At 63.5% G+C, this 23,385-nt stretch carries 17 protein-coding genes; 1 reads left to right on the top strand and 16 read right to left on the bottom strand.

The genetic code is table 11. The features are described 5' to 3' along the window. The 11 genes from BMW49_RS23125 to BMW49_RS23075 all read right to left on the bottom strand — a co-directional run. Positions 1-1,035 (bottom strand): ABC transporter transmembrane domain-containing protein (locus BMW49_RS23125; protein ID WP_244168400.1); only part of this gene is annotated, 1,035 nt, incomplete at its 3' end. Between the two features lie 361 nt (positions 1,036-1,396). Beyond that, entirely contained in the window at positions 1,397-3,751 is a 2,355-nt protein-coding gene (locus tag BMW49_RS23120) for an efflux RND transporter permease subunit (protein ID WP_069521687.1), read from the bottom strand. An 18-nt stretch (positions 3,752-3,769) separates the two neighbouring features. After that, entirely contained in the window at positions 3,770-4,861 is a 1,092-nt protein-coding gene (locus BMW49_RS23115; RefSeq protein ID WP_371850898.1) for a WD40/YVTN/BNR-like repeat-containing protein, read from the bottom strand. 424 nt (positions 4,862-5,285) lie between these two features. Beyond that, positions 5,286-6,545: a DUF1329 domain-containing protein gene (locus tag BMW49_RS23110; RefSeq protein ID WP_069521692.1), complete on the bottom strand. Its 1,260-nt coding sequence runs from the start codon at positions 6,543-6,545 to the stop codon at positions 5,286-5,288. A 62-nt stretch (positions 6,546-6,607) separates the two neighbouring features. Beyond that, the gene (locus BMW49_RS23105) at positions 6,608-8,569 is read right to left on the bottom strand and encodes a DUF1302 domain-containing protein (RefSeq protein ID WP_069521693.1); all 1,962 of its coding nucleotides are present in this window, start codon (positions 8,567-8,569) and stop codon (positions 6,608-6,610) included. Positions 8,570-9,140: 571 nt separating this feature from the next. Then, the gene (pepN, locus tag BMW49_RS23100) at positions 9,141-11,798 is read right to left on the bottom strand and encodes an aminopeptidase N (protein WP_069521694.1); all 2,658 of its coding nucleotides are present in this window, start codon (positions 11,796-11,798) and stop codon (positions 9,141-9,143) included. A 32-nt stretch (positions 11,799-11,830) separates the two neighbouring features. Then, positions 11,831-12,664, bottom strand: a complete 834-nt coding sequence (locus BMW49_RS23095; RefSeq protein ID WP_069521696.1) for a DUF2797 domain-containing protein — start codon at positions 12,662-12,664, stop codon at positions 11,831-11,833. Beyond that, the gene (locus BMW49_RS23090; RefSeq protein WP_069521698.1) at positions 12,664-12,927 is read right to left on the bottom strand and encodes a YeaC family protein; all 264 of its coding nucleotides are present in this window, start codon (positions 12,925-12,927) and stop codon (positions 12,664-12,666) included. The genes BMW49_RS23095 and BMW49_RS23090 overlap by 1 nt, the downstream gene beginning before the upstream one ends. Before the next feature lie 65 nt (positions 12,928-12,992). Beyond that, a complete protein-coding gene (locus tag BMW49_RS23085; protein WP_069521700.1) occupies positions 12,993-13,862 on the bottom strand; it encodes a rhomboid family intramembrane serine protease in 870 nt (289 codons plus the stop codon). Further along, positions 13,859-14,833 carry a metallophosphoesterase gene (locus tag BMW49_RS23080; RefSeq protein ID WP_069521702.1) on the bottom strand — a complete coding sequence of 325 codons (975 nt, stop codon included), beginning with the start codon at positions 14,831-14,833 and terminating at the stop codon, positions 13,859-13,861. The genes BMW49_RS23085 and BMW49_RS23080 overlap by 4 nt, the downstream gene beginning before the upstream one ends. 1 nt (position 14,834) lies before the next feature. Next, positions 14,835-15,725 (bottom strand): NAD(+) kinase, encoded by an 891-nt coding sequence (locus tag BMW49_RS23075; protein ID WP_069521704.1) that lies wholly within the window; start codon positions 15,723-15,725, stop codon positions 14,835-14,837. A gap of 87 nt (positions 15,726-15,812) precedes the next feature. Here BMW49_RS23075 and BMW49_RS23070 point away from each other — a divergent pair, with 87 nt between their 5' ends. After that, positions 15,813-16,727 (top strand): DUF1853 family protein, encoded by a 915-nt coding sequence (locus BMW49_RS23070; RefSeq protein WP_069521706.1) that lies wholly within the window; start codon positions 15,813-15,815, stop codon positions 16,725-16,727. A gap of 319 nt (positions 16,728-17,046) precedes the next feature. On the opposite strand, the gene BMW49_RS23065 is transcribed toward BMW49_RS23070, so the two are convergent. The 5 genes from BMW49_RS23065 to BMW49_RS23045 all read right to left on the bottom strand — a co-directional run bounded on the left by BMW49_RS23065 (position 17,047) and on the right by BMW49_RS23045 (position 23,222). Further along, a complete protein-coding gene (locus BMW49_RS23065) occupies positions 17,047-18,156 on the bottom strand; it encodes a cyclic nucleotide-binding domain-containing protein (protein WP_069521708.1) in 1,110 nt (369 codons plus the stop codon). Next, the gene (locus tag BMW49_RS23060) at positions 18,149-19,123 is read right to left on the bottom strand and encodes a 1-aminocyclopropane-1-carboxylate deaminase/D-cysteine desulfhydrase (protein ID WP_069521709.1); all 975 of its coding nucleotides are present in this window, start codon (positions 19,121-19,123) and stop codon (positions 18,149-18,151) included. Before BMW49_RS23060 ends, BMW49_RS23065 begins: the two co-directional genes overlap by 8 nt. Further along, positions 19,124-20,491, bottom strand: a complete 1,368-nt coding sequence (locus tag BMW49_RS23055) for a chromosome partitioning protein ParA (protein ID WP_069521712.1) — start codon at positions 20,489-20,491, stop codon at positions 19,124-19,126. A gap of 204 nt (positions 20,492-20,695) precedes the next feature. Beyond that, positions 20,696-21,124 carry a nuclear transport factor 2 family protein gene (locus BMW49_RS23050; RefSeq protein ID WP_069521714.1) on the bottom strand — a complete coding sequence of 143 codons (429 nt, stop codon included), beginning with the start codon at positions 21,122-21,124 and terminating at the stop codon, positions 20,696-20,698. A gap of 61 nt (positions 21,125-21,185) precedes the next feature. Next, positions 21,186-23,222, bottom strand: a complete 2,037-nt coding sequence (locus BMW49_RS23045) for an NADPH-dependent 2,4-dienoyl-CoA reductase (protein WP_069521716.1) — start codon at positions 23,220-23,222, stop codon at positions 21,186-21,188. Positions 23,223-23,385: the final 163 nt, after the last annotated feature.

The raw sequence follows: 23,385 nt of genomic DNA, 5'->3' as shown, positions 1-23,385 counted from the left end.
GATGCCGTTGACCGTCTCCACCAGAAACGCCTGGTTCTCTGCGCCACGGGCAAAGCTCTCGTTAAGGCGCGCGCGCAGCACCGGGGTAATCAGCAGGGAAACGATGAAGTACAGCGGCAGCGACAGGATCACCACCAGGGTCAGCCAGCCGCTGTACATAAACATCACGGCGATAAACACCACGGAGAACAGCACATCCAGCAGCAGGGTGATGGCGTTACCGGTCAGGAAGCTGCGGATATTCTCCAGCTCACGGACCCGCGCCACCGAGTCGCCCACGCGCCGGGCCTGGAAATAAGCCAATGGCAAGGTGACCAGATGGCGAAACAGCCGCGAGCCAAGCTCGACATCGATGCGGCTCGCCGTATGAGCAAACACATAGCTGCGCAGGCCCGACAGCAGGGTCTCGAAAATCATGATGCCCAGCAGGCCGATGGCGATCACATCCAGGGTGCTCAGGCCGCGATGAACCAGGACCTTGTCCATTACCACCTGGAAGAACAGCGGCGTCAGCAGGGCAAATATCTGCAGCACAAAGGACACCAGCAGCACTTCGCCCAGCAGCTTGCGGTACTTGACGATGGCGGGGATAAACCAGGTGAAGTCGAACCTGGACAGCTCGCCGGCGACCGAGGCCTCGGAGCGAATCAATATCAGCTCGCCGCTCCAGCGCTGCTGCAGCGCTTCATGGCTTAGGACTTCAGGGCGCTGGGCGGCGGGGTCGTGAATCAGCGCCTTGTCATCGTCCAGGCGCGCGATGATAAAGAAGCGGCCGTCTTGGTCGCAGGCAATCGCCGGCAGCGGGGTTTGGCTCAGCCGCCCCAGCGAGCTGCGGGCAGACTTGGCCTTGAGGCCGAGCTTTTTCGCCGCCAGCAGCAGCTCGACCTTGCCAAAGGTGCGGCCGTCTTCGGCGTACTCATGGGCGAGTTGTTCAGCAGAGGCGGCGACGTTGTGAAAGCGGGCCAGCATGACCAGACAGGCCAGGCCGGTGTCGAGCCGTTGGGAGGGTTCGGAGGGTGTGGGTTCATCCCGCATTTTTTGCGTCCATGCATAGCAGTGGCACAACGCCACAAAAAATCGATACTACTCGTAACTAAATATTGCACAAGCTAGTGAATAGCGAACAGATCACAGTTTCCGATGCCCCGTTCTCCACCGCTGAAGGCTGACCATGAATTGGTTGCTGGACACCTTCATAGGAGCGAATTTATCCGCAAACTTATGCGTATACACATTCCCCGGGTGTCGCTTCGCTCGACCCAGGCTACGACTGCAAAGTGGGTATTGAAGGAAATGCGCCTGTGGGCATTCGGGGAAGAGTTGGTGCGCGCGGCGCACCCTACGGCAATAAAAAACCGCAGCCTAGGCTGCGGTTTTAGGTGCTGCGGTGCGGGGTTTAGCCCTTGGCGCGGAGTTTTTCCGGGTTGATCAGGAAGCGGGCCAGGGCCGGCAGCAGCCAGATCGCGCCGATCATGTTCCAGAGGAACATAAAGGTCAGCATCAGGCCCATGTCGGCCTGGAACTTGATCGCCGAGAAGATCCAGGTCGCCACGCCGATGGCCAGGCACACACCGGTAAACAGCACGGCCTTACCGGTGGACTTGAGCGTCTCGTAGTAGGCGTCTTGCAGCGACAGGCCCTGGCGCAGGTAGGTCTCCAGGCGGCTGTAGATGTAGATGCCGTAGTCGACGCCGATGCCCACGCCGAGGGCGATCACCGGCAGGGTGGCAACCTTGACGCCGATGCCCATAAAGGCCATCAGGGCGTTACCCAGTACCGAGGTCAGCACCAGCGGCAGGATCACGCAGAGGGTTGCCGCCAGCGAGCGGAACGTCAGCAGGCACATGATGCTCACCGCCGCGTACACCGCGATCAGCATGGTGGTCTCGGACGCTGCGATCACTTCGTTGGTCGCGGCTTCGATACCGGCGTTGCCCGCCGCCAGGACAAACTCCAGGCCTTCGCGGTTGTGCTCCTTGGCGAAGGCTTCGGCCACTGCCACGGTGCGCTCGAGGGTTTCGGCCTTGTGGTCGTTGAGGAACACCAGCACCGGCGCCACCGAGCAGTCGGCGTTATACAGGCCGTCCGCACGGGCGATGGAGTTGTTCAGCACGTCCTGGTTACGCGACAGGGTTTCCCATTTCAGGTTGCCCTCGTTCATGCCTTTGATCACCTGCTTGGACACGGTGACCATGGAGATGGTCGACTGCACCCCTTCGGTGTTTTCCATCCGCCACATCAGCTCGTCCATGGCTGACAGGGTCGGGTAGGTCGAGCAACCCTCGGTGGCCGTTTTGACCATGATCACCAGCACGTCGGAGCTGGTCGAGTAGTTGCGGATGACGAAGTCGTTGTCCAGGTTGTAGCGTGAATCCGGGTGCAGCTCCGGGGCGCCCTGGTCAAGGTCGCCGATCTTCAGGTTCTGCCCGTACCAGACGCCGCCAGCCAGGGCGACGACCGCCACGACCACGGAAATCGGCGCGACCATCGGGTGTGCGCACTTGGACAGGAAGCGCCAGAACGGGTGCTCACGAGCAGCTTCTTCGCGGCTGATCTTCACCGCCTTCTGGCTGATACCGATATAGGAAATGATCACCGGCAGCAGGATCAGGTTGGTCAGGATAATCACCGCCACGCCCACCGAGGCGCCGATGGCCAGCTCGCGGATCACGCCGATATCGATCAGCAGCAGGGTAACGAAACCGACTGCGTCGGACAGCAATGCCACCAGACCAGGGATAAACAACTGGCGGAAGGCCATACGCGCCGCAGCCAGGGCATCGGGCGCATCACCGGAGGCCATGGCGATGCCGTTGATCTTCTGCACCCCGTGGGAAATCCCGATGGCGAACACCAGAAACGGCACCAGCATCGAGTAGGGGTCCAGGCCAAAGCCCAGCACATTGAGCATGCCCAACTGCCAACCCACGGCGATCAGGGTGGCGACCAGCACGGCCAGGGTGCTCTTGACGCAATGGGTGAACCACAGCAGCAGGACGAAGGTGATGCCGATGGCTACGGCGAAGAACAGCGCCACGCCGATCAGGCCATCGATCAGGTCACCGACCTTCTTGGCGAAGCCGATGATGTGCACCTTCACATTGGGATTCTGCGCCTGGTACTTCTCGCGAATCTTTTCTTCCAGCTGGTGGGAAAACTGCTGGTAATCGAGGGGGATCAGCGTGCCCTGGTCGTTCGGATCCGGGTAGGCTTCGAGCAGCGGAATGTCGACGATGCTCGACTTGAAGTTGTTGGCCACCAGACGGCCAACCTGGCCGGACTTGAGCACGTTGTTGCGCAGCTCTTCCAGGCTCTCGGCCGAACCGTCGTAGGTCTGCGGGATCACCTCGCCACCGGCGAAGCCTTCCTCGGTCACTTCGGTCCAGCGCACGCTGGGGCTCCACAGCGACTTCAGCCCAGAGCGGTCGACACCGGAAATATAGAACGCCTCGTCGCTGATCTGACGCAGGGTTTCCATGTATTCCTTGGTGAAGATATCGCCTTCCACCGCCTCCACCGAGATACGCACGGTGTTGCCCAGGTTGGCCAGGTCGTTACGGTGCTCGAGCATCTTCTGGATGTAAGGATGGCCCAGCGGAATCATCTTCTCGAAGCTGGTCTGCGGGCGAACCTGCGAGGCCTGGTAGAACAGGAATACGCTGATCAACAGGCAGAGCAGAATCACTGCCGGGCGATTGTTGAAGATCAACCGCTCGAGAAACGAAGCGGGTTGTTGTTGGTGCTTACTCATGCAAAGGCTCCCGGCTTGTTATTGTTGGCCCAGATCGGCGCCAGACAGCGAGGCGAGATGCACACCGCCCTGCCCTACCAGTATCAGGTTGCCGTTATCCGTTGCTGTAACCCCGGCCAGTGAAATGCGATCACTGCGATTGTCCAGGCTGAAGGTCTGGCCCTTGTCGGTACTGCTGAGTACCGTGCCGCCATGCCCCACCACCACGATGGTGCCATTGGCCAGCAGGTTGCCGTCGGCCAGGCCGAACTCCAGCGGGCCGTTGCCCGGCGTCTGGATTTCGATCTGCTCCCAGGTGTCGCCAAAATCGCTGGAGCGGAACAGGTGTCCGCGCAGGCCGTAAACCAGCAGACCGCCCGGCTCACCCGTGGCGACAGCACCAAACAGCGAACCCTCGTAGGGCCCTTGAATGGTTTCCCAGGTCAGCCCCCAATCGGCGGAGCGGAACATGCCGCCCAGTTCGCCCACGGCATACAGCCCGGAGCCTTCGACGCCGACAATGGCGTTGAGGTGATAACCGTCCTCGCTGTCGAGGCGATCGCTGACATCCTCCCAGGTCTGCCCGCCATCTTCGGTGGTGAACAGCGCGCCATAGGCGCCGACCACGAAGCCGGTGTTGCGGTCCTTGAACCAGACATCGAGGAAAGGCGCGCCTTCTTCACGCTCCAGATCGCTGAACTGCTGAGTCCAGGTCTCCCCGGCGTCACTGGTCGCGAGGATCTGGGCATCGTGGCCAACGGCCCAGCCGTGCTGCGCATCGACGAAATAAACTGCGGTGAGCAGTTGCCGGGTCGGTACCTTGGCCTGGGTCCAGTTGGCGCCCTGATCGTCGGAATACAGAATGTGCCCACGGTCGCCCACGGCAACCAGGCGTTTGCCGGCGAGTGCGACATCCAGCAGCAGGCTGTGCACGGCTTTGGCGGATTCGATGGAATAGTTGGCGGTATCGCTGGTGGTTTGTGCGCTCACCGGCACGGCGCCGAATGCGAGTATGGACAAGACACTGCAGAGCGAGAGCGCTTTGGCCAGCGGCGAGTGGACGCTAAATACCGGTGTCAGAAGACGCGCAACATGACCGGTCTGGGTGCGCCGCATGACGGGCTCACTCATATACCTTCCCCCTTTATTGTTATAGGTGGTGCCGCTTAATAGAGCACCTCTAAAAACTACCTGCGTTGCCATCACTGCGTTAAAAACAAGCTCACAGCCGTAAGGCTGAACGTGCTTTAGCACGGCCCCGAAGGGGTGAGCGAAGCGAATCAAATGCTCATTTACAACTCGTAAAGTCGAGCGCGACTCCGACCGTTTTTCGCTTGTTTTTGCCTTGTGCTGGCTGCCTCGCCTACGTTTTTAGAGGCGCTCTATAACGGACTACCTATGCTATCGACCTTTCGAAAGGCCTGACAATCGGCGTGACGTTATGTTTTGTTAAGGCAAACCCGCGTGATTGACGCCTTATTCGACTAATTGATACGAAAAAGCCGCTACGACTGCAGGGCACCTGTAGCGGCCTTGGACGAAGACTACAGCACTATCAGCGTGTCCCGCGACGGCGCAATTCAGCCGGTTTGAAATAACTGTCCGCCGGTGCCGGCTGGCTGAAGTCGATGGTGTTCGGCTCTTCGTTATCCAGGTTCTGCACGTGATAACGGCGAGCCTGCAGATCATGGAACACATCGAGGGCTGACCAGGTGGTGGGCAGGTCGTAATAATTTTTCAGGTAGGCCACGGAGACGCGCCACAGCTCGCCGCGCCCGTCGTACTGATCGACCACCGCGGCCTGCCAGCTGTCCTCGTCGAGGTACAGGGTGCGCTTGGAGTAGAGATGACGCGCGCCGGGCTTGAGCGTGCCTTCTACTACCCACACACGGTGCAGCTCATGCCGGGTCAGCGCCGGGTTGAGGTGGCCGACCTGCAGCAGGTCGTCGTATTTCACCTCCGGGCTGGTGACCTTGTAGTTGTTGTAGGGAATGTAGATTTCCTTCTTGCCCAGCAATTGCCAGTCGTAACGGTCCGGCGCGCCGTTGAACATGTCGGTGTCGTCGGCGGTACGCAGGCCATCGGCGGCGGCAATCGGTGTGTCGTACGCCAGGTTTGGCGCACGGCGTACGCGGCGCTGGCCGGCGCTGTAGCCCCAGGCCTGGCGCGGTTCCTTGACCTGATCGAGGGTCTCGTGGACCAGCACCGCGCCACCGGCCAGGCGCGCCGGGCTCTTGGTGAACGACAGGTAATAGAACAGGATGTTGTTGAGGTCCGCGTAGGAACCCTTGGGGTTGTAGAACTTGAACAGCGCTTCCTGCTGCGAGGTCACCAGGGAAAACGCGCCGTTGCGCTGCACCGCCACCTCCGATGCACGGCGAATGACATAGCTGCCGCGGTAACGGGCCATGTGGTTCCACAACGCTTCCACACCACTGCTGGGGATCGGGAACGGGATACCGCCATAGGCGTCGGCGAAGCCGTTGCCGCCATCGAGCAGCTTGGCGCTGCTGGCGTTTTTCAGGGTGTTGTCATACACCCACTGCGGTGCCGAACCAGAACGACGCGACGGGTAGACCGGCATCTGGTAGCTGTCGGGGTAGGTGTCGAACAGGGCGATTTGCCCTGGGGTCAGGTTGGCCTTGTACTGTTCAAGGTTGGCTTTAGTGATGGTGAACAGCGGTTTGTCGTCGGCGAAAGGCGTCAGGCTGTTACCCAGTTTGGCGGCTTCCTGCGGCGAAACGCCGGCAAAAGCGCTACCGGCGCAGAGCGCCAAGGCTGCAGCGGCGCTGATTAGCGTGTGCGTGTTGAACATCGTGGTTCTCCGTGATGAATCATCGTCCCAGGCCTTGTAAGCAGACCCGGGGTTGCGCAGGGTTAGAAGGAATACTTGACGTTCACGCCGAGGTTGTCGCGATCGCGGCTCGCATTGTTCTGCCCGGCGCCGTAAAACGCGGTGTACTGCAGTTCGGCTTCCAGGCTGTTCAAGTAGCTGGCGCGCAAACCGAGGGTATGGGCCTTGCGCCCCTCGATAAAGTTGCCGGTCTGGTGCGAGTTGCCTTTGAAGTCATGCTTGAACACCGCGAACGGCGACAGGTTGACCCCGGCATAGACATCGTTCCAGGTACCCGACAGCACCAGGGTGTAGCCGTAGGCGTTCTTGTTGATCTGGTCGTCGCGGTCGTAACCATTGATATAGGAGTTATTGGCGCGGCTGGAGTAATAACGCGTGCCATTGCGCGACTGATACTGCAGATCGCTGCCGCGTACGTGCTCGGAGCCGAGTTCGGCCACGCCAAACAGCGAGTCGAATGACAGCGCCGGGCCGAAGTTATACAGCGTGCCAAGCGAAGTGTTGAACGCCTCGACTCGCTCGTAGTTGTGAATCGCATCGCCCAGTTGCACCTGTTGCCCGCCGATATTGGTTACCTGGCCCGAGGCCAGCGCAGGGGCTTGGGTCAGCAGGTCACCGAGCAGGTCGTTGGTGGTGGCGATACCAATCGGCAGGTTCGGGCGGTAGGCCAGCTCGCCAAATACCGAGGCCTCGCCGACGGTGGTATTGAAGCTGAAGCCGTACATGCGAATGTCTTCGGCATATTCGCGGCGCGCGGTGATGCGATTGGCCGTATCGACCGTTGCGGCCCCATTGACCAGGCCGAGCAGATCACGGGCATCCGGCGCATTCACCGAGGCGGCGGCCAGCAAGGAGGCATAATCGCTGATCGCTCCAGCGCTGGCAGCATTGGTGATGGTATCCAGGTTGAGCCCGGAAAAGCCGTCGAGGTCCGCGTAAATGCTCGGTTCTTTGGCGTGGTAATTGACGACGTAAAACCCAAACTCGGTGGCGTTCAGCTGTTCGGCGATATAGCGCAAAGCCACACCAAACTGGCCGTCATTCTTGGCATTGAGGTCGGAGCCGATAGAGGCGACCTTGAACACCCCGTTGCTGTCGAGGTAATCGCTGCCCGTCAAGCCGCCAGCCCCCAGCCCGCTCAGACCTGCATAGTTGGTGCGAAAAGCAGCAGCACCCAGCGCCGCCATGGTGGTGTAAGCGGTGTTGCCACCCTCGGCGAACAGATCGGTCTCGGAGAAAAAGGTGCCCGCCGGATCGATGGCGGTTTCCTTCCAGTTGAACTGGTAGAAGGTTTCCAGCGACAGGTTATCGCTCAGGCCAATGTTGAAACTCAGCGCCTCCACCGGTACCAGCACCTCCTTCACCTCCGCGCCGGGCAGGCGGAACTTGGCGGCATCGACCGGGTTGGTGGTGTTGACGCCACCGCGGTAGAACAGGCCCTCCCCCCAGTTGAACACCTGGCGGCCCAGGCGCCCGGTCAGCGGCGTGTCGCCTATATCCCAGTTGCCGTACACATAAGCATCGAGAATCTGCGCATCACGCCCGGCCGTATGCCGGGTGTCGTAGGTAAAGCGATTGTCGTTGGGGGTGTTCTGGCTCGGTTGAGCCGGATCGTTGGCGCTCCGGTAGTCGTTGCGCCGGTCCATGATCTGGGTGTCGTAGAACGCTGTGCCACGCACAAAGGCGCCGTAGTTCTGGTAGGTCACTTCCATGTCCGAGGTGATCTTGAACACCTCGGAGACCAGGCCGGTATCGAAGTTGCGGTTACCGTCATTGCTGTTGATGTCGTTGTTGCGCGCGTCCTGCCCCTGCACCCGCCACAGTTGACCGTAGGACAGCGTGGTGTCGATGGAACCGCTGATTTCATTATCGGCAAAACTGAATTCCACGCCCTGAGCCTGGGCGGCGAGCAGCACTCCCGCCAGGGAAAAGCCAGCCTTGGCCGGCGCAACCAGCAGGCCACGCATGCGGGATGTGATGTGCATCGAAACGTACTCCGTGAGACAGATCATAGTGGGGTGACCTCACATGGGCGGATCACCGAATGCCGTACTGCGACGACTTGTTTTTTTCAACGGGCGCACCACCGGCTCCGAACACTCGGTAGAAGGCAGCGGGTCGTTGCCATAGCAGCCATGTTGCCAGCTCAAACAGCCGTATAAAAAATCGGGGAATTTGCTGAAAAACGCCGACTTAGAGCGGCCGGGGCGCAATATTAGCGCGACACGAATAGTCTGCCGCTACTGAGTGGTGAATTTATTTACGATGGCGCTGCTGTGGCGCCAAGGCTGCTCGGCACTGGGCTAATCCGAACCTGTAGCCCACAAAAAAGAGCGACCGGTGCGACACCGATCACTCTTTTGAGAAGGTTGTGTCCCAGTTCTGTGCTGCACGGTGTCGCTACTTCTCGTAGGAGCCGCGCCTCGCGGCGAATAGCAGCCATTCAGCGGTCTCTGAGATAGCCCACAAGCTTCGCGCCGGGGCGGCGCTCCTACGGGAGTCGCGCACGACTGCAACAGTCAATTGGAACATAGCCTTTGCGAACGCCTGAACAACTCAGGCGAGGCTTTTGCTGACCACCTCATAGACATCGCTGGACAGCTCACCCGACGCGAGAATCCGCTCCAGTTCGGCCGTCATCAGCGCCTGACGGGTGCTGTCGTACTTGCCCCAGCGGGTCAGCGAACCGAGCAGACGCGAGGCGATCTGCGGGTTCAGCGCGTTGAGGATAATCACCTGATCCGCCAGGAAGCGGTAACCGCTGCCGTCGATGCGGTGGAAGTTGAGCGGGTTCTGCCCGGCGAAGGCGCCGATCAACGCGCGCACCTTGTTCGGGTTTTTCAGGGTGAACGCCGGGTGTTCCATCAGCGCATGCACGGTGGCCAGGGTGCCGTGGCTGGCACTGGCCCCCTGCACGCTGAACCACTGGTCCATGACCAGCGGGTTGTCCTTGAAGTGCTCGGCGAAGCTGGCCAGGGCGGCGGCCTTCTCTACGGCGAACGGCGAGTTGACCAGCACGGCCAGGGCGGTCATGCGCTCGGTCATGTTGTCGGCGTGCTCGAACTGCTCCAGGCAGGCCGCCAGCACGTCGGGCTTGCCGCTGAGCATCAGGTACGACAGGGCGATGTTCTGCAGGCTGCGACGGGCGAAATGCGTCGCCTCGGCCATATAGGCGGTGCTGCGCGACTGCTCGCGATTAGCCTGATAACGCTGCCAGAGCAGGTCGTGCAGGGCTTCGCCAAGCTGCTGGCGGGCGAACTCGCGGGCAGCGTGGATGGCATCGACATCGGCCACTTCGCTGATTTCCGTGAGGTAGCCTTCACCGGGCAGCGAGAGCATTTCAGCGACCATGGCCGGGTCCAGCGCCGGGTTTTCCAGCACCGTGCGCAGGGCGCTGACCAGGCGCGTGTCGAGTACCAACGCCTCGCCACGCTGGTGCTGGCCGATCAGCTCCTGGAGCACCTGCACGGCCAGTTGCTGGCCGGCTTCCCAGCGGTTGAAGCCGTCGCTGTCGTGCTGCATCAGGAACATCAGCTGGTCGCGGCTGTAGGGGAAGCTCAGCTTCACCGGCGCGGAAAAACCGCGCAGCAGCGACGGCAGCGGCTGGGCGTCGAGATCGACGAAGGTCAGGGTCTGCTCGGCCTCGGTGATCGAGAACACCCGCGTGGTTGCGCCGGCCTGGGCCTCGCCTTCCAGGCGCAGCGCCAGGGCACGGCCCTCGGCATCCAGCAGGCCCAGCTCGACGGGAATCACGAACGGCAGTTTCTCGCTCTGCCCTGGCGTGGCCGGGCAGCTCTGGCGGAAGGTCAGGCGGTAGCTGCGCGTGGCCGCGTCATAGGCTTCGCTGACCGCCAGGCGCGGCGTGCCGGCCTGGCTGTACCAGCGTTTGAACTGGCTCAGCTCGACGCCGTTGGCGTCTTCCATGGCCTTGACGAAATCATCGACGGTCACCGCCTGACCATCGTGGCGCTCGAAGTACAGGTCCGAGCCCTTGCGGAAACCCTCGGCACCGACCAGGGTCTGGATCATGCGCACCACTTCGGCGCCCTTCTCGTACACGGTCAGGGTGTAGAAGTTGGAGATTTCGATAAAGCCTTCCGGGCGCACCGAGTGGGCCATGGGGCCGGCGTCTTCGGCAAACTGGTGCGTGCGCAGGTAGGCCACGTCCTCGATGCGCTTGACCGTGGCCGAGTTCATGTCGGCGCTGAACTGCGAGTCGCGGAACACCGTGAAACCTTCCTTGAGCGACAGCTGGAACCAGTCGCGGCAGGTCACGCGGTTGCCCGACCAGTTATGGAAGTATTCGTGGGCGACAATCGCCTCGACGCGCTGGTGCGCAGCGTCGGTGGCGGTTTCTGCCTTGGCCAGCACGGCGCTGGAGTTGAAGATGTTCAGGCCCTTGTTTTCCATGGCGCCCATGTTGAAGTCGTTGACCGCGACGATCATAAAGATGTCCAGGTCGTACTCGCGCCCGTACGCCTCCTCGTCCCATTTCATGGACTTCTTCAGGCTGTCCATGGCGTGCTGGCACTTGTCGATGTTCTCTGGCTCGACATAAATGCGCAGCGCCACTTCGCGCTGGCTGACGGTGGTGAAGCTGTCTTCCACGCACCACAGGTCGCCGGCCACCAGGGCGAACAGGTAGGCCGGTTTCATAAACGGGTCTTCCCAGGTCGCCCAGTGCCGGCCGCCGTCTTCCGGGCCGCTGGCAATCGGGTTGCCGTTGGACAGCAGCACCGGGTAGCGATGCTGCTCGGCGCTCAGGGTGGTGGTGAAGCGGCTCATCACGTCCGGGCGGTCGAGGTAGTAGGTGATCTTGCGAAAGCCTTCGGCCTCGCATTGGGTGCAGAACATGCTGCCGGACTTGTACAGCCCTTCCAGCGCGGTGTTGCTTTCCGGGTGGATGCGCACGCTGGTGTCGATAACGAAGCTAGACGCAGTGGGCTGCAGGCTCAGGTGGCTGTCGCTGAGCTGGTAGTCGCCCTCGCCCAGGGTCTGCCCGTCCAGCGCGACCGAAAGCAGCTCAAGCTGCTGGCCATCGAGTTGCAGTACCGGCAGCGCGCCGCTGCACAGCGGGTTGCGGCGCATCACCAACTGGGCATGCACCAGACTGTGGTCCTCGAACAGCTCGAACGTCAGGTGCGTCTCGTCGATCAGGTAATCGGGAACCTGGTAATCCTTGAGGTAGATCATCTTCGGTTGTTCGGTGCGCATGGGGACCTCTGCGTGGTAGCGGCAAGCGGTGGTCAGGCGGCAATCTCGTGGACGGCCAGCTGATAAGCGGTGTATTTGCGTATGTTGATCACGCCGGTGTCGAACATCAGGTACTGACCCTTGATGCCCAGCAGAGTGCCCTCGGCCAGCGGTAGCTTGTCGAGGTTGAAGCTGTTGATCTTGGCCGGGTAGGCCTCGATCGGATAATTAATGCTTTGCACCGGCAGGTCGAGGGTCTGAATGGCCTGCAAGCCAAAGCGCTGCTGCAGGCCGACAAGGCCCTCGGCACAGGAGGCGAACAGTTGATCCCGCACGGCCAGCAGGTCGACTGGCGGCGCATCGCCCTTGAGCAGCGCGCGCCAGTTGGTCTTGTCGGCCACCTGGCTGCGCAGCAGGTCTTCGACAAAGCCGGATTGCTGGCGCGTGGCAACCCGCAGGATCGGCACGGCCTGGGTCGCGCCCTGGTCGATCCAGCGCGTGGGAATCTGCGTGGCGCGGGTGATGCCGACCTTCACCCCCGAGGAGTTGGCCAGGTAGACGATATGGTCGGTCATGCAGAACTGCTCGCCCCAACTCGGCTCGCGGCAGGTGCCGGCGTCGTAGTGGCAGCGCTCGGGGCTCATGATGCAGATATCGCACTGCGCCAGCTTCTGCATGCAGGGGTAGCAATAGCCCTGGCTGAAACTGGTCTTGGTCTTGCGACCGCAATGGCTGCAGTGGATCGCACCGAGAAACTCCAGGCGCAGGCTTTTGCCGAGCAACGGGTTGACCGGCAGCAACTCATCGCCCAGACGAAAGCTGTATTGCACCGGCGCATCCAACTGCGCGGCCATCTTGCTCAGGGCGCCACGGCCTAATTCAGCCATCAGTGCAGGGTGTCCGAGGACTTGAACAGCAGGTTGGGCACCGGCCCCGACTTGGACGCGCACTCCTGCGGGCCCATGTAGCCGATGCGCTGGTCTTCGGGCAGGTTACGGATTTCCCAGGCGATCAGCGCCTGCAGGGTCAGTTCCTTTTGCTCCTGGCTGAGCTTGCGGCCATCGGGCCACTTGCCGATTTCCACGGCGAGTTTGAGATTCTGGTAAATCTCGGGGGTGATGTTTTCAATGGCGTCGAGAAAGGATGACATGGCGACCTCCGAATGCGAGGCGGCAGTTTACCAGCCCGCTCCGCACCCAGGCGAGCCGCACGGGGCTATGGCACCGATTGATAACGCCGCGCCAGCAGGCCACCGACAATACCGGTGATGCAGCCCGCCACCAGCCCGCCGACATGGGCGGCGTTGGCGATGGCGCCGAACTGCAGCAGCTCGAACACCCCGGTCATGCAGATCAGCAGCCAGGCCAGCATCATCACCAGCACACCTTTGGGCAGCTTGTAGGCCGGTGTTGGCGCCAGGCGCTGGAACAGCCAGCAATGCCCGAGCAGGCCATAGAGCACCCCGGACAGCCCACCGAACAAGGACGGCCCGCCCACTGCATACTGGGCGATGTTGGCCACCAGGCTGAACGTCAGGGTCAGGCCCAACAGCATCCAGGCGCCCTGGCGCGCCTCGATGCGCCGCCCCAGCTCCCAGTACCAGAGGCTGTTCATCGCCAGGTGCAGCACGCCAAAGTGCAGCAACATCGGGGTGATCAGGCGCCACCACTGGCCTGACTCCATGCTGGCGCTGAAGTAGTTCAGCTGCAGGTAGTCGCCCTCGAGGCGAAAATCGGTAAAGCTCAGCCAGCGCACCGCGGCCAGGTTCTCGCCGCCCCAGGTCAGCAACGCCACCAGCAGGGTCAGCACCAGCATCGCCGCGGTCAGCGGGCTGGCCGCCAGTTGACCGAGCAGGTTACGCCGCGGCGCGGCAGGCGCTGCCGGCAAGAGAGCCTCGCTGGCGCCTTCGGGGTACTGGCTATAGAGCACCCGGACCTGCTCGCCCAGGGCTGCATTCGGCACCCAGAGCACCTGCTCGCCGGCCTCTTCGCTGACCCGGTGCGGCACGCGCAAGCGCTGCAGCAGGGCGATAAAGCCACTCAAATCGACCTGCAACGGCAGGCGCAATACGGCAACAGCATTCATGACACACGCTCCGGCCGCTCGACATTGACCCAGACGAATTTGCCCGCATCCAGGCGGGTTTCCTGGTCCAGTCGATAGGCCACCAGCTTGCCGTACATCACCGCGCTGTAATCCAGGCACGCCAGGTTCGGACGGATCGCCGAGGGTCGTCCACGCCGCCAGTAGTGACCGACGAACAGCATCGGCTCGTGATGGCCATAGCGCAGCAACTGATTCTTCTGCAGCTCGCTGAGCGGGGTCTGCGCGGCCAGCTCCGGCAGCGCATCGGGCTGAAACACAATATCGCCATAGGTTTGCGGGTTATCGGCCCAGAACTTGGTGCGAAAGTGCGCCCGGGTGAAGCCGTCTTCGCTGGTCAACGTCAGCCCGTGGGGCAGGCGCATGTCGGTGCCGCGCAACAGCCGGTCCATGGTCGTGCAGGCAAAACTGCCGGGCACCGCCGAGGCCTGGATAAAGGCTTCGTCCACGCAGCCATCGGCAAACTGCGCGCGCAGCGGGTCGATCAGGCTGTCATCCCAGCAGGCATGCACCACGCGGAAGCGCCCGGCATCGAGAAACAGCGGCAGCTCGTAGAACCAGTCGAGAAACTCGCGCCACTCGCCCGGGTAGGCCTCGAACTGCTCCAGGGTTTCGCGAATCAGCCGCGCGTGTCGTGGCGTGTGCTCGCGCACGAACTGGCGGCCGCTGCCGGGCGCGGCCGGCGTGGTCCAGCCCAGGGCGTTGTACTCGTGGTTGCCCATGATGCACAGCGCCTGGCCGGCCTCGACCATGGCATACACCAGGTGCAGCGCCTCGCGGATGCGCGGGCCACGGTCGACCAGGTCACCGAGGAAGATCGCCATGCGCCGCGGGTGCCGCCAGACGCCGCCCTGCTGGCGGTAGCCGAGGGTATCGAGCAGGTGCTCCAGGGTCTGGGCACAGCCGTGAATGTCGCCGATCAGGTCATAACCACGGTCAGGGTCGACGTGCAATTCAGTCACTCCCACCACCGAGCCGGCTGCCCCAGCCCAGCTTGGTACGACAGATTTCATAGTAGTTGTGGTCCAGCGGGTGGATCAGGCAAAGCTTCTGCGGCTTCTTGCGCACGGTGATGGTGTCACCCGGCGCGCAAGTGAAGTGGTTCTGCCCATCACAAGAGACCTGCGGATAGAGCTGCAGATCCTTGGACACGACAATTTTCAGCTCACTGTTGCCATCGACCACGATGGGCCGGCTGGACAGCGTGTGCGGGTACATCGGCACGATCACCATGGCATCGAGTTTGGGATGCATGATCGGTCCGCCAGCCGACAGCGCATAGGCCGTGGAGCCCGTGGGCGTTGCTACGATCAGGCCATCGGCCTTCTGGCTGCAGACGAACTGGCCCTCGATATACAGCTCGAACTCGATCATCCGGTTGGACTTGCCGGGATGCAGCACCACGTCGTTGAGCGCATCGCCCTGGCCGATGGCCTCGGCATGCCGACGCACTTCGGCCTCCAGCAAAAAGCGGTTCTCGGTAAGGTAGTTGCCCTCAAGCACCTCGGCGACCTTGGCTTCCAACTCATCCGGACGAATGTCGGTGAGAAAGCCCAGGTTGCCGCGGTTGATCCCCAGCACCGGCACCTTGTGCTTGGCCAGGGCGCGCGCCGCACCGAGCATGCTGCCGTCACCGCCGACCACGATCACCAGGTCACAGACCTCGCCGAGGATCTTGCGCGACGAGGTCTGCTGACCATGCCCCGGCAGGACTTCGGCGATGGTGTCCTCGAGGATTACGTGCAGGTGCCGATCGAGCAGGAATTTCTTCAGCCGGCGAATGGTGTCGAGCACCTGGGTACTGCCCAGGCGACCGATGATGCCGATATTTCGAAAGTGCTCCATGGTGCTCCCGCAAGACGTTGGTTCTAGTCGCCCGATTATGGGCGAAAGCCAGCGGCAGCGGCAAACCAGCCGCGCTATGCTCGCAGCATGACGCCTTTCGCCGAGCTGACCGATCTGCCCCTGCGCCTGCGCGAGCCCGCCGTGCGCGACCTCGCCTGGACGCTCTGCGCCCCGCCCCTGCTCGCTCAGCCACCGGCGCCGCAGCGCCATCCACTGACAGCCAGCAGCTGGGCCACCTGCCCGGCACGCCTGGCCGACTGGCTGCTGGCCCTGGAGCGCGAAAGCCAGCCATTGCAGGCCTGGCTCGCGCGGCGCCCGGTACGCCGCCTGGGTCTGTACTACGAACACCTCTGGCAGTTCGCCCTGCAGGCCGCGCCGGGGGTGGAGCTGCTGGGCGCCAACCTGCCCGTGCGCACGGCCGGGCAGACATTGGGCGAGCTGGATTTGCTGCTGCGCGACGCCGACGGCGTGCACCACCTGGAGCTGGCGATCAAGCTGTACCTGGGCCAGCCCAGTCAGAGCGCGGAGCCGGCGCACTGGATCGGCCCGGGCGGGCATGACCGCCTCGACCTCAAACTCGATCACCTGTGCCGCCACCAGCTACCGCTGCCGACCACATCCGCCGCACGCCAGGTACTCGCCGAACTGACCCAGGCGCCCATTCAGTCGGCCCTGTGGCTGGCCGGCTATCTGTTCTACCCGCGCGACAGCGCCTGCCCTGCCCCCGCCGGCCAGCACCCGGCACATCTGCGCGGGCGCTGGCTGCATGCCCGGGATTGGCCAGCCTTTGCCGAGCAGGCGCCGCCAGGCCCCTGGGCCGTGCTGCCACGCGCCGCCTGGCTGGCACCGGCGCGCCTGGACAGGCTGCCTGACAACCCACTCACGGACATCCCCGGCCAGGCACAACTGCGCGTGCGCCTGAGCCAGGCAGCGGATGGCAGTTGGCAGGAAGCCGAACGGGTGTTCGTGGTGGACGATAACTGGCCGGCAGCAGGCGTTTGAAAGGCAATGTCCCAAAACCGTGCTGCACGGCGAAGATGCTTTTGTGAGACCCGCGCCCCGCGGCGAATGCCAGGGCCAACACCGAAATAACTGAATAGCTGCAATCGATTCGCCCCGAGGCGGGGCTCCTACGCGTGCTCGGTCGTTCACCCTGATGCTGCGTGATGGCTGGCACGGGATGCAACACGATTTTGGGACATAGCCTTTTGAAAGACGATGCATGAACTAACGGTTGAACGATCTGTAGGAGCGAATTTATTCGCGATATTCGCGCAGCGCCGCTCGTTCGCCGCCACACGGCGTACAACGAAACGAGCGCCTAACCACTGCGCTCGGTACGCCCGCCCGAGCGCGCCAGGTAACCGGCACCGCTCTGGCACAACAGGGCATCGCGCTGCAGCGACGGCAGGGCATCGAGACCATCGCGCAGGGCGTAGGCATCGAAGCCCAGCTGCGAGAGCAGAAACACCGCACTGAGGCTGCGCTTGCCGCTGTCGCAATAGCACAGGTAGGTGCGCTGGCGGTCGAGCAGACGGCTCTTGAGCCTGAGTAACTGCAGCGGCATGTTCAGCGACTCCAGGGCATGGGCGCGCTGGTACTCCTCCTGCAGCCGCACATCCAGCCACTGAGCACCGCCGGCCAGCAACCGTGAGGCCTCGCCAAGTGACACCTCATTGACCACCGGCGCCTTGAGCAGGGCGAAGAAATCCTGGCGATCCAGGCGCAGCACCTCGCCGTCCTCGATCAGCGTGACAGTGGCGTTGCGCGGGCTATCAGACAGCAGCGCTTCCTCGCCAAAACAGGCGCCGATCTCCAGCTCCGCGAGCACCTGATCGTCGCTGCCGACGCGGCGAATCACCTCGGCCCGGCCGCGCTTGAGGAAGTAGCAACAATCCCCCGCCTCGCCTTCGCGCAGCACCGCCTCGCCGGCCATCACCGCCACCGGCTGCAGCCGTTCTAGCATCGCCCGCACGTTGGACGGCGGCACCTTGGCGAACAGCAGGTTGGCCAGCAGGCGCTCCAGCCACTCCACATCGCCACTGGCCTCGCCGAGTTCGAGCAGTAAATCCTGATAGGCCAGGCGCCAGGTCAGCAGACGATTGAGCGTGGCACTGTCGATTGCCAGCACGCTGGCATCGCGCAGCGCATGGGCCTCGTGCAGGCGTGGCAGGCTGGGCGACAGCGGATGACAACTGGCCGCGCTACCGGCGATCAGGTGCTGCGTGGTGCCATCCTCGGCCCGCAGCAGCAGCTCGCCGGCCAGCAGGAAATAGGTCAGGCGCGCCTGGTCGCCATGGCGGAACAAGGCCTGACCGGCCAGCAGCGGCTGCGGCACCAGTTGCGGGCGCAGCTCACGCCACTGTTGCTCGGACAACACGTTCAGCGGCGTCAGGCTACGCAGCTGTTCCAGGCTCAGGGGTTCACTCATGGGAAGGCTCGACCGCCGCGAATTGTTCGTCAGTGTAGCCGGGCACTTGCTGCAGCGCCGCTGACCGCCCCTGTAAACCGCCGGTGTGCACCACAATCAGGCGGCTACCAGCGGGTATCGCAGCGCTTTCGATCTGCCCCTGCAGGGCCAGCAGCGCCTTGGCCGTGTATACCGGCTCCAGCAGTACGCCGCTGTGCTGCTCGCACGCCAGGGTGAACGCCGCCAGCTCCGTATCGACCCGGGCAAAGCCGCCGCGCGCGGCCTCCAGCAGGCGATAACCCTGGGCCGCCTGGCCGGCTTGCTGCAGCACCTCGGCCACCTGCTGGGCTACGCCATGACTGGCCGGCACCGCCAGCGCCGCCGTAACGGGGTGCGCGCCGGCCTCGCCGAGGACCAGCCCGGCGAGAGTGGTGCCAGTCCCAGCCGCAAGCCACCAGCCGTCATAGTCCGCCCAGCCCAACGCCGGCAGTTGCGCGCGGGCCATGCTCACCAACACCTGACAACCCTGGGCACCGAGCAGCCCACCACCGCCCTCTGGCACCGTTGCAAAGTGTGGGTAAAGGGCCTGCCAGGGCGCCCAGAAATCCGCCTGATGGCGTGCGCGGTAGCCGCCATAACCGAGCCAGTGCAGCTGCATGCCCCAACGCTGCAGGTCGCGCACTGTCGCTGTGTCCTGGGGCTCGCCGCGCAACAGGCCGACCGTGGCAAAACCAAACCGCTGCCCAGCGGCGGCCAGCGCGTGCAGGTGGTTGGAATGGGCGCCGCCCAGGCTGATCACACCTTCGGCGCCCGCCTGGGCGGCCACAGCCAGATGCGGGGCGAGCTTGAACCATTTGTTGCCGCTGATCAGCGGGTCGATAAGGTCCAGGCGCAGTACCGCGAGTGACACACCCGCCGCCTCGGCCCAGGGCAGCGCCAACGCCTGCAACGGTGCCTGGGGCTGCCAGGTGGGGAGCTGCAACGCCACCTAGCTGACGGGACGCAAACGGCTGGTGGCCTTGTGTCGGGCGCAGCAATTGGAGTCGCCAGGGGTAAAGCGGCTCGGCGTATCGACCCGGTCGATCGGCATCGCGCAGCGCTCGCCGCTGGGCAGCAGCGCCTCGCAGGCCGGCTGCTGGTAGTGCGTCAGCCACTGGCGGTACTGCGCCTCGCTGACAAAACACTTGGCCGCCGCATAGGCCATGGGGTTGTCCTGATAGCGCGCGACGTCCTGCAAGGCGATGGTCAGATGGCCGGCGCCGGGATGGTAGACCACGAAGACCATGCCCAGACGCGCCAGGCGCTCGAGCACCTGGTCACCGCTCTGCGCCGCCAGTTCGTCACGCGCCAGGCGATAGCGCTCGATATCCTGACGCAGCTGGGTTTCCTGCTCGTTACGATAGGCCAGCTCGACATCACGAATGGCCACCTGCTCCTTGAGGTCGGCCACTGCGGCGGCGATTCTGGCTTGAGTTTCGGTCTCGAACTGAGCACGCAACAGGTCCTGCTGGGTGCGGTTGTGGCGTTCCAGCGTACGCAGTTGCTCGGTCATGTCTTCGCGGGTGGTCTGCAGGCTGACGGCCTGGGCCGCCAGCTGCGCCTTGAGTGCCGCATTGCGCGCCTCCTGCTGCTGCAACGCCTGCTGCAGGTGCTGCAGCTTGGCCTGCAATTGCTGGTGCTGCTGCTCAGTGGCGAGCTTGAACTGGGCCAGCTCGTCTTCATGCTGCTGGCTCAGGCTGCTGATGCGCAGGCGCTGTTGCTTGATCAGTTGTGCGGTCTTGGCCCGATGCGTCTGCTCCAGCTCAGCGGCCAGCCGCTCGGCCACCTCGCGCGAGGGATCGGGTGCGTGCCAGTTGTCCTCCGAAGCCATCTGCAAGCGCGCGGGCTCGACCGCCGCGCCACCGTCCTCCTCGACCAGCAGACCCAGGCTGTTGCGCTTGACCGTGTCGCGCAGCAGCGCCAGGTCGTTCTGCCCCGGTGCCAGGTTGGGGTCCCACAGGTGCATCTGGTGCCAGGACACCGGGCACTGGCTGCGACAGGCCAGACGAATCGGCCCACCGCCCAGGTCCGGGCCGCGCCCGGCGCGGTCGGCCAGGTGCTGCAGGGGGATATTCCAGCCGCTGTCCGGCGCACCCTTTTCATCGAAATCGAGGAAGAAGAACACCGCAGCCTTGACCTGTAAGCGCGGGTTGATCACCGCATACACCACGCGCATCTGTTGGTCGGCGAATTCCGGCATGTTGACCACGCCGTCGAGCAGCGCCTCGAACTCGGCGAAGAACATCTGCTTGCAGACGCCGCGCTCGCTGAAGAACATCACGGCTTCAACCATCTGCGGCTTGTTCTGCATGCTCATCAGTCGCCCTCTGGACCTGTACGGGTGCCCGCCAACGTGCGGAACGCTAACGCGGCCAAGGGCACGCGTGCGGTGCACAATGCACCACAGCCGGGCGCAAGTGCCCGGACCAGGCAAGTCTAGGGTAAAACGCGGGCGCAGCAATGTGATTCGGTTGGCAGACGCTGGCGCCACCGCTATCAGGCACAGCCCTGCGCTGATCGATCAAGCACGATAGGCCGCGAGCAACGGCGCCAGGCGCTGGCCCATTTCCGCGCCCAATGCCTGCAGGCCACTGAGCGGGCGAACCATCACCTCGAACTCGACAATCAGGCCGGCCTCGTCGAAACGGATCAGGTCGATGCCCTTGAGCTCGCGCTCGCCGACCCGCGCACTGAACTCCAACACCACGTTCAGGCCGTCGGCACTGACCAGCTCGCGGTGGTAGACGAAGTCCTCGAACACCTTGACCACGGTGCCGAGGATCAACGCCACCACCGGCGCACCGACATAGGGCTTGAAGGCCATCGGTGAACGGAAGACCGCCTCGGGATGCAACAGCGGCGGCAACCCACTGAGATCGTGAGCGGCGATCAGTTGATGCCAGTGCGCCAGGGTTTCAGCCGCGGCGGGCGACAGGGATGAAGGGGACATGCGCAACTCCTCGTGCTCGATAAAACCGGGACGCCGGCCCGCCAGGCGGGCCGGCGCTGCATCAGAGCGCAGCGGCCAGGCGCGAGCCCTGGTCGATGGCGCGCTTGGCATCCAGCTCGCTGGCCACATCGGCGCCACCGGCCAGGTGCACGGTCTGCCCGGCGGCGACCAGGGCGTCCTGCAGCTCGCGCAGCGGGTCTTGCCCTGCGCAGATGATAACGGTGTCCACCGGCAATACCTGTGGCTCGCCACCGGCGATGCTGATATGCAGGCCGGCATCGTCGATCTTCAGGTACTCGACGCTGTTGAGCATCTGCACCTGCTTGTTCTTCAGCCCGGCGCGGTGGATCCAGCCGGTGGTCTTGCCCAGGCCATCGCCGACCTTGCTCTTCTTGCGCTGCAACAGGTACACCTGACGGGCTGGTGGATGCGGCTGCGCCTGCACACCGGCCACACCGCCGCGCGCCTGGAGGGTGCTGTCGATGCCCCACTCCTTCCAGAACACCTCACGGTCCAGGCTGGAGGACTCGCCCTGATGGGTAATGAACTCCGACACGTCGAAACCGATGCCGCCGGCGCCGATCACTGCCACCTGCTGACCCACCGGCTTGCGCTGCAAAATGGCATCCAGGTAGCTGATCACCTTGGCGTGCTCGATGCCGGGGATGGACGGCGTGCGCGGGGCGATGCCGGTGGCCAGGATGATCTCGTCGAAACCGCCGGCCAGCAGCTGCTCGACCGTGACCCGGGTGTTCAGGCGCAGGTCGACGCCAGTGGTTTCCAGCTTGCGTTTGAAGTAGCGCAGGGTCTCGAAGAACTCTTCCTTGCCCGGCACACGCTTGGCGATATTGAACTGCCCGCCGATTTCGCTGGCGCCGTCGAACAGAGTCACCTGATGGCCGCGCTCGGCCGCTACGGTGGCACTGGCCAGCCCGGCAGGCCCGGCGCCGACCACGGCAATCTTCTTCACCTGGGTGGTCGGGATGTAGTTCAGCTCGGTCTCGTGGCAGGCCCGCGGGTTGACCAGGCAACTGGTCAGCTTGCCACCGAAGGTGTGGTCCAGGCACGCCTGGTTGCAGCCGATACAGGTATTGATCTCGTCACTGCGCCCGGCGGCGGCCTTGTTGACGAACTCGGGGTCGGCGAGGAACGGCCGCGCCATGGAGACCATGTCGGCATCGCCTTCGGCCAGCACCTGCTCGGCGATTTCCGGGGTGTTGATGCGGTTGGTGGTGATCAGCGGGATCTTCACCTCGCCCCGCAGCTTGGCGGTGACCTTGGTGAAAGCCGCACGCGGCACCTTGGTGGCGATGGTCGGGATACGCGCCTCGTGCCAGCCAATACCGGTGTTGATCAGGGTCGCACCCGCCGCTTCGATGGCCTTGGCCAGGGTGACAATCTCATCCCAGGTGCTGCCGCCCTCGACCAAGTCGAGCATCGACAGGCGATAGATGATGATGAAGTTCGGCCCGACCGCCTCGCGCACGCGACGGACGATCTCCACCGGCAGGTGCATGCGGTTCTCGTAGCTGCCACCCCAACGGTCGGTGCGCTGGTTGGTGTGGGCGGCGAGGAACTGGTTGATGAAGTAGCCTTCCGAGCCCATCACCTCGACGCCGTCGTAGCCGGCCTGCTGGGCCAGGCTGGAGCAGGTGACGAAATCCTGGATCTGCTTCTCGATGCCGGCCTCGTCCAGTTCATGGGGCTTGAACGGGTTGATCGGCGCCTGAATGGCGCTGGGCGCCACCGACTTGGGGCTGTAGGCATAACGCCCGGCGTGCAGGATCTGCATGCAAATCTTGCCGCCGGCTTCGTGCACCGCCTGGGTGACGATGCGGTGCTTCTCGGCTTCCTCGGGCGTGGTCAGCTTGGCGGCGCCGCTGTACACGCCGCCCTCCTCGTTCGGGCCAATACCGCCGGTGACCATCAGGCCGACACCGCCACGGGCACGCTCGGCAAAATAAGCGGCCATGCGCTCGAAGCCACCCGGCTTCTCCTCCAGACCGGTGTGCATGGAGCCCATCAGGGTGCGGTTGCGCAGGGTAGTAAAGCCCAGGTCCAGCGGGGCGAGCAGGTGCGGGTAACGAGCAGCGGTCATGACAATCTCCACATCAGGCGGTGGCAATTCACGGAAGCGCCTGGGTTTCAGATGAACTCAGGTCGGTATGGCAGAAACGATAAGCAGCTGGCTGTGCCCCCTCAATGACCCAAAGTGACAACTTATTGATCCTGGTGTACAGCAGACGCTTGGCAAGCTTGGG

This window comes from Pseudomonas cuatrocienegasensis, from assembly GCF_900110925.1.
GTDB classification, from domain to species: domain Bacteria; phylum Pseudomonadota; class Gammaproteobacteria; order Pseudomonadales; family Pseudomonadaceae; genus Aquipseudomonas; species Aquipseudomonas cuatrocienegasensis.
This window is presented reverse-complemented; position numbering and strand designations above follow the sequence as displayed.

What these genes read in the sequence shown, in the direction of transcription:
- BMW49_RS23120 (WP_069521687.1), bottom strand. Translation starts at nt 3,751, where the DNA reads ATGAGTAAGCACCAACAACAACCCGCTTCGTTTCTCGAGCGGTTGATC.
- BMW49_RS23115 (WP_371850898.1), bottom strand. Translation starts at nt 4,861, where the DNA reads ATGAGTGAGCCCGTCATGCGGCGCACCCAGACCGGTCATGTTGCGCGT.
- BMW49_RS23110 (WP_069521692.1), bottom strand. Translation starts at nt 6,545, where the DNA reads ATGTTCAACACGCACACGCTAATCAGCGCCGCTGCAGCCTTGGCGCTC.
- BMW49_RS23105 (WP_069521693.1), bottom strand. Translation starts at nt 8,569, where the DNA reads ATGCACATCACATCCCGCATGCGTGGCCTGCTGGTTGCGCCGGCCAAG.
- pepN (WP_069521694.1), bottom strand. Translation starts at nt 11,798, where the DNA reads ATGCGCACCGAACAACCGAAGATGATCTACCTCAAGGATTACCAGGTT.
- BMW49_RS23095 (WP_069521696.1), bottom strand. Translation starts at nt 12,664, where the DNA reads ATGGCTGAATTAGGCCGTGGCGCCCTGAGCAAGATGGCCGCGCAGTTG.
- BMW49_RS23090 (WP_069521698.1), bottom strand. Translation starts at nt 12,927, where the DNA reads ATGTCATCCTTTCTCGACGCCATTGAAAACATCACCCCCGAGATTTAC.
- BMW49_RS23085 (WP_069521700.1), bottom strand. Translation starts at nt 13,862, where the DNA reads ATGAATGCTGTTGCCGTATTGCGCCTGCCGTTGCAGGTCGATTTGAGT.
- BMW49_RS23075 (WP_069521704.1), bottom strand. Translation starts at nt 15,725, where the DNA reads ATGGAGCACTTTCGAAATATCGGCATCATCGGTCGCCTGGGCAGTACC.
- BMW49_RS23070 (WP_069521706.1), top strand. Translation starts at nt 15,813, where the DNA reads ATGACGCCTTTCGCCGAGCTGACCGATCTGCCCCTGCGCCTGCGCGAG.
- BMW49_RS23065 (WP_069521708.1), bottom strand. Translation starts at nt 18,156, where the DNA reads ATGAGTGAACCCCTGAGCCTGGAACAGCTGCGTAGCCTGACGCCGCTG.
- BMW49_RS23055 (WP_069521712.1), bottom strand. Translation starts at nt 20,491, where the DNA reads ATGAGCATGCAGAACAAGCCGCAGATGGTTGAAGCCGTGATGTTCTTC.
- BMW49_RS23050 (WP_069521714.1), bottom strand. Translation starts at nt 21,124, where the DNA reads ATGTCCCCTTCATCCCTGTCGCCCGCCGCGGCTGAAACCCTGGCGCAC.
- BMW49_RS23045 (WP_069521716.1), bottom strand. Translation starts at nt 23,222, where the DNA reads ATGACCGCTGCTCGTTACCCGCACCTGCTCGCCCCGCTGGACCTGGGC.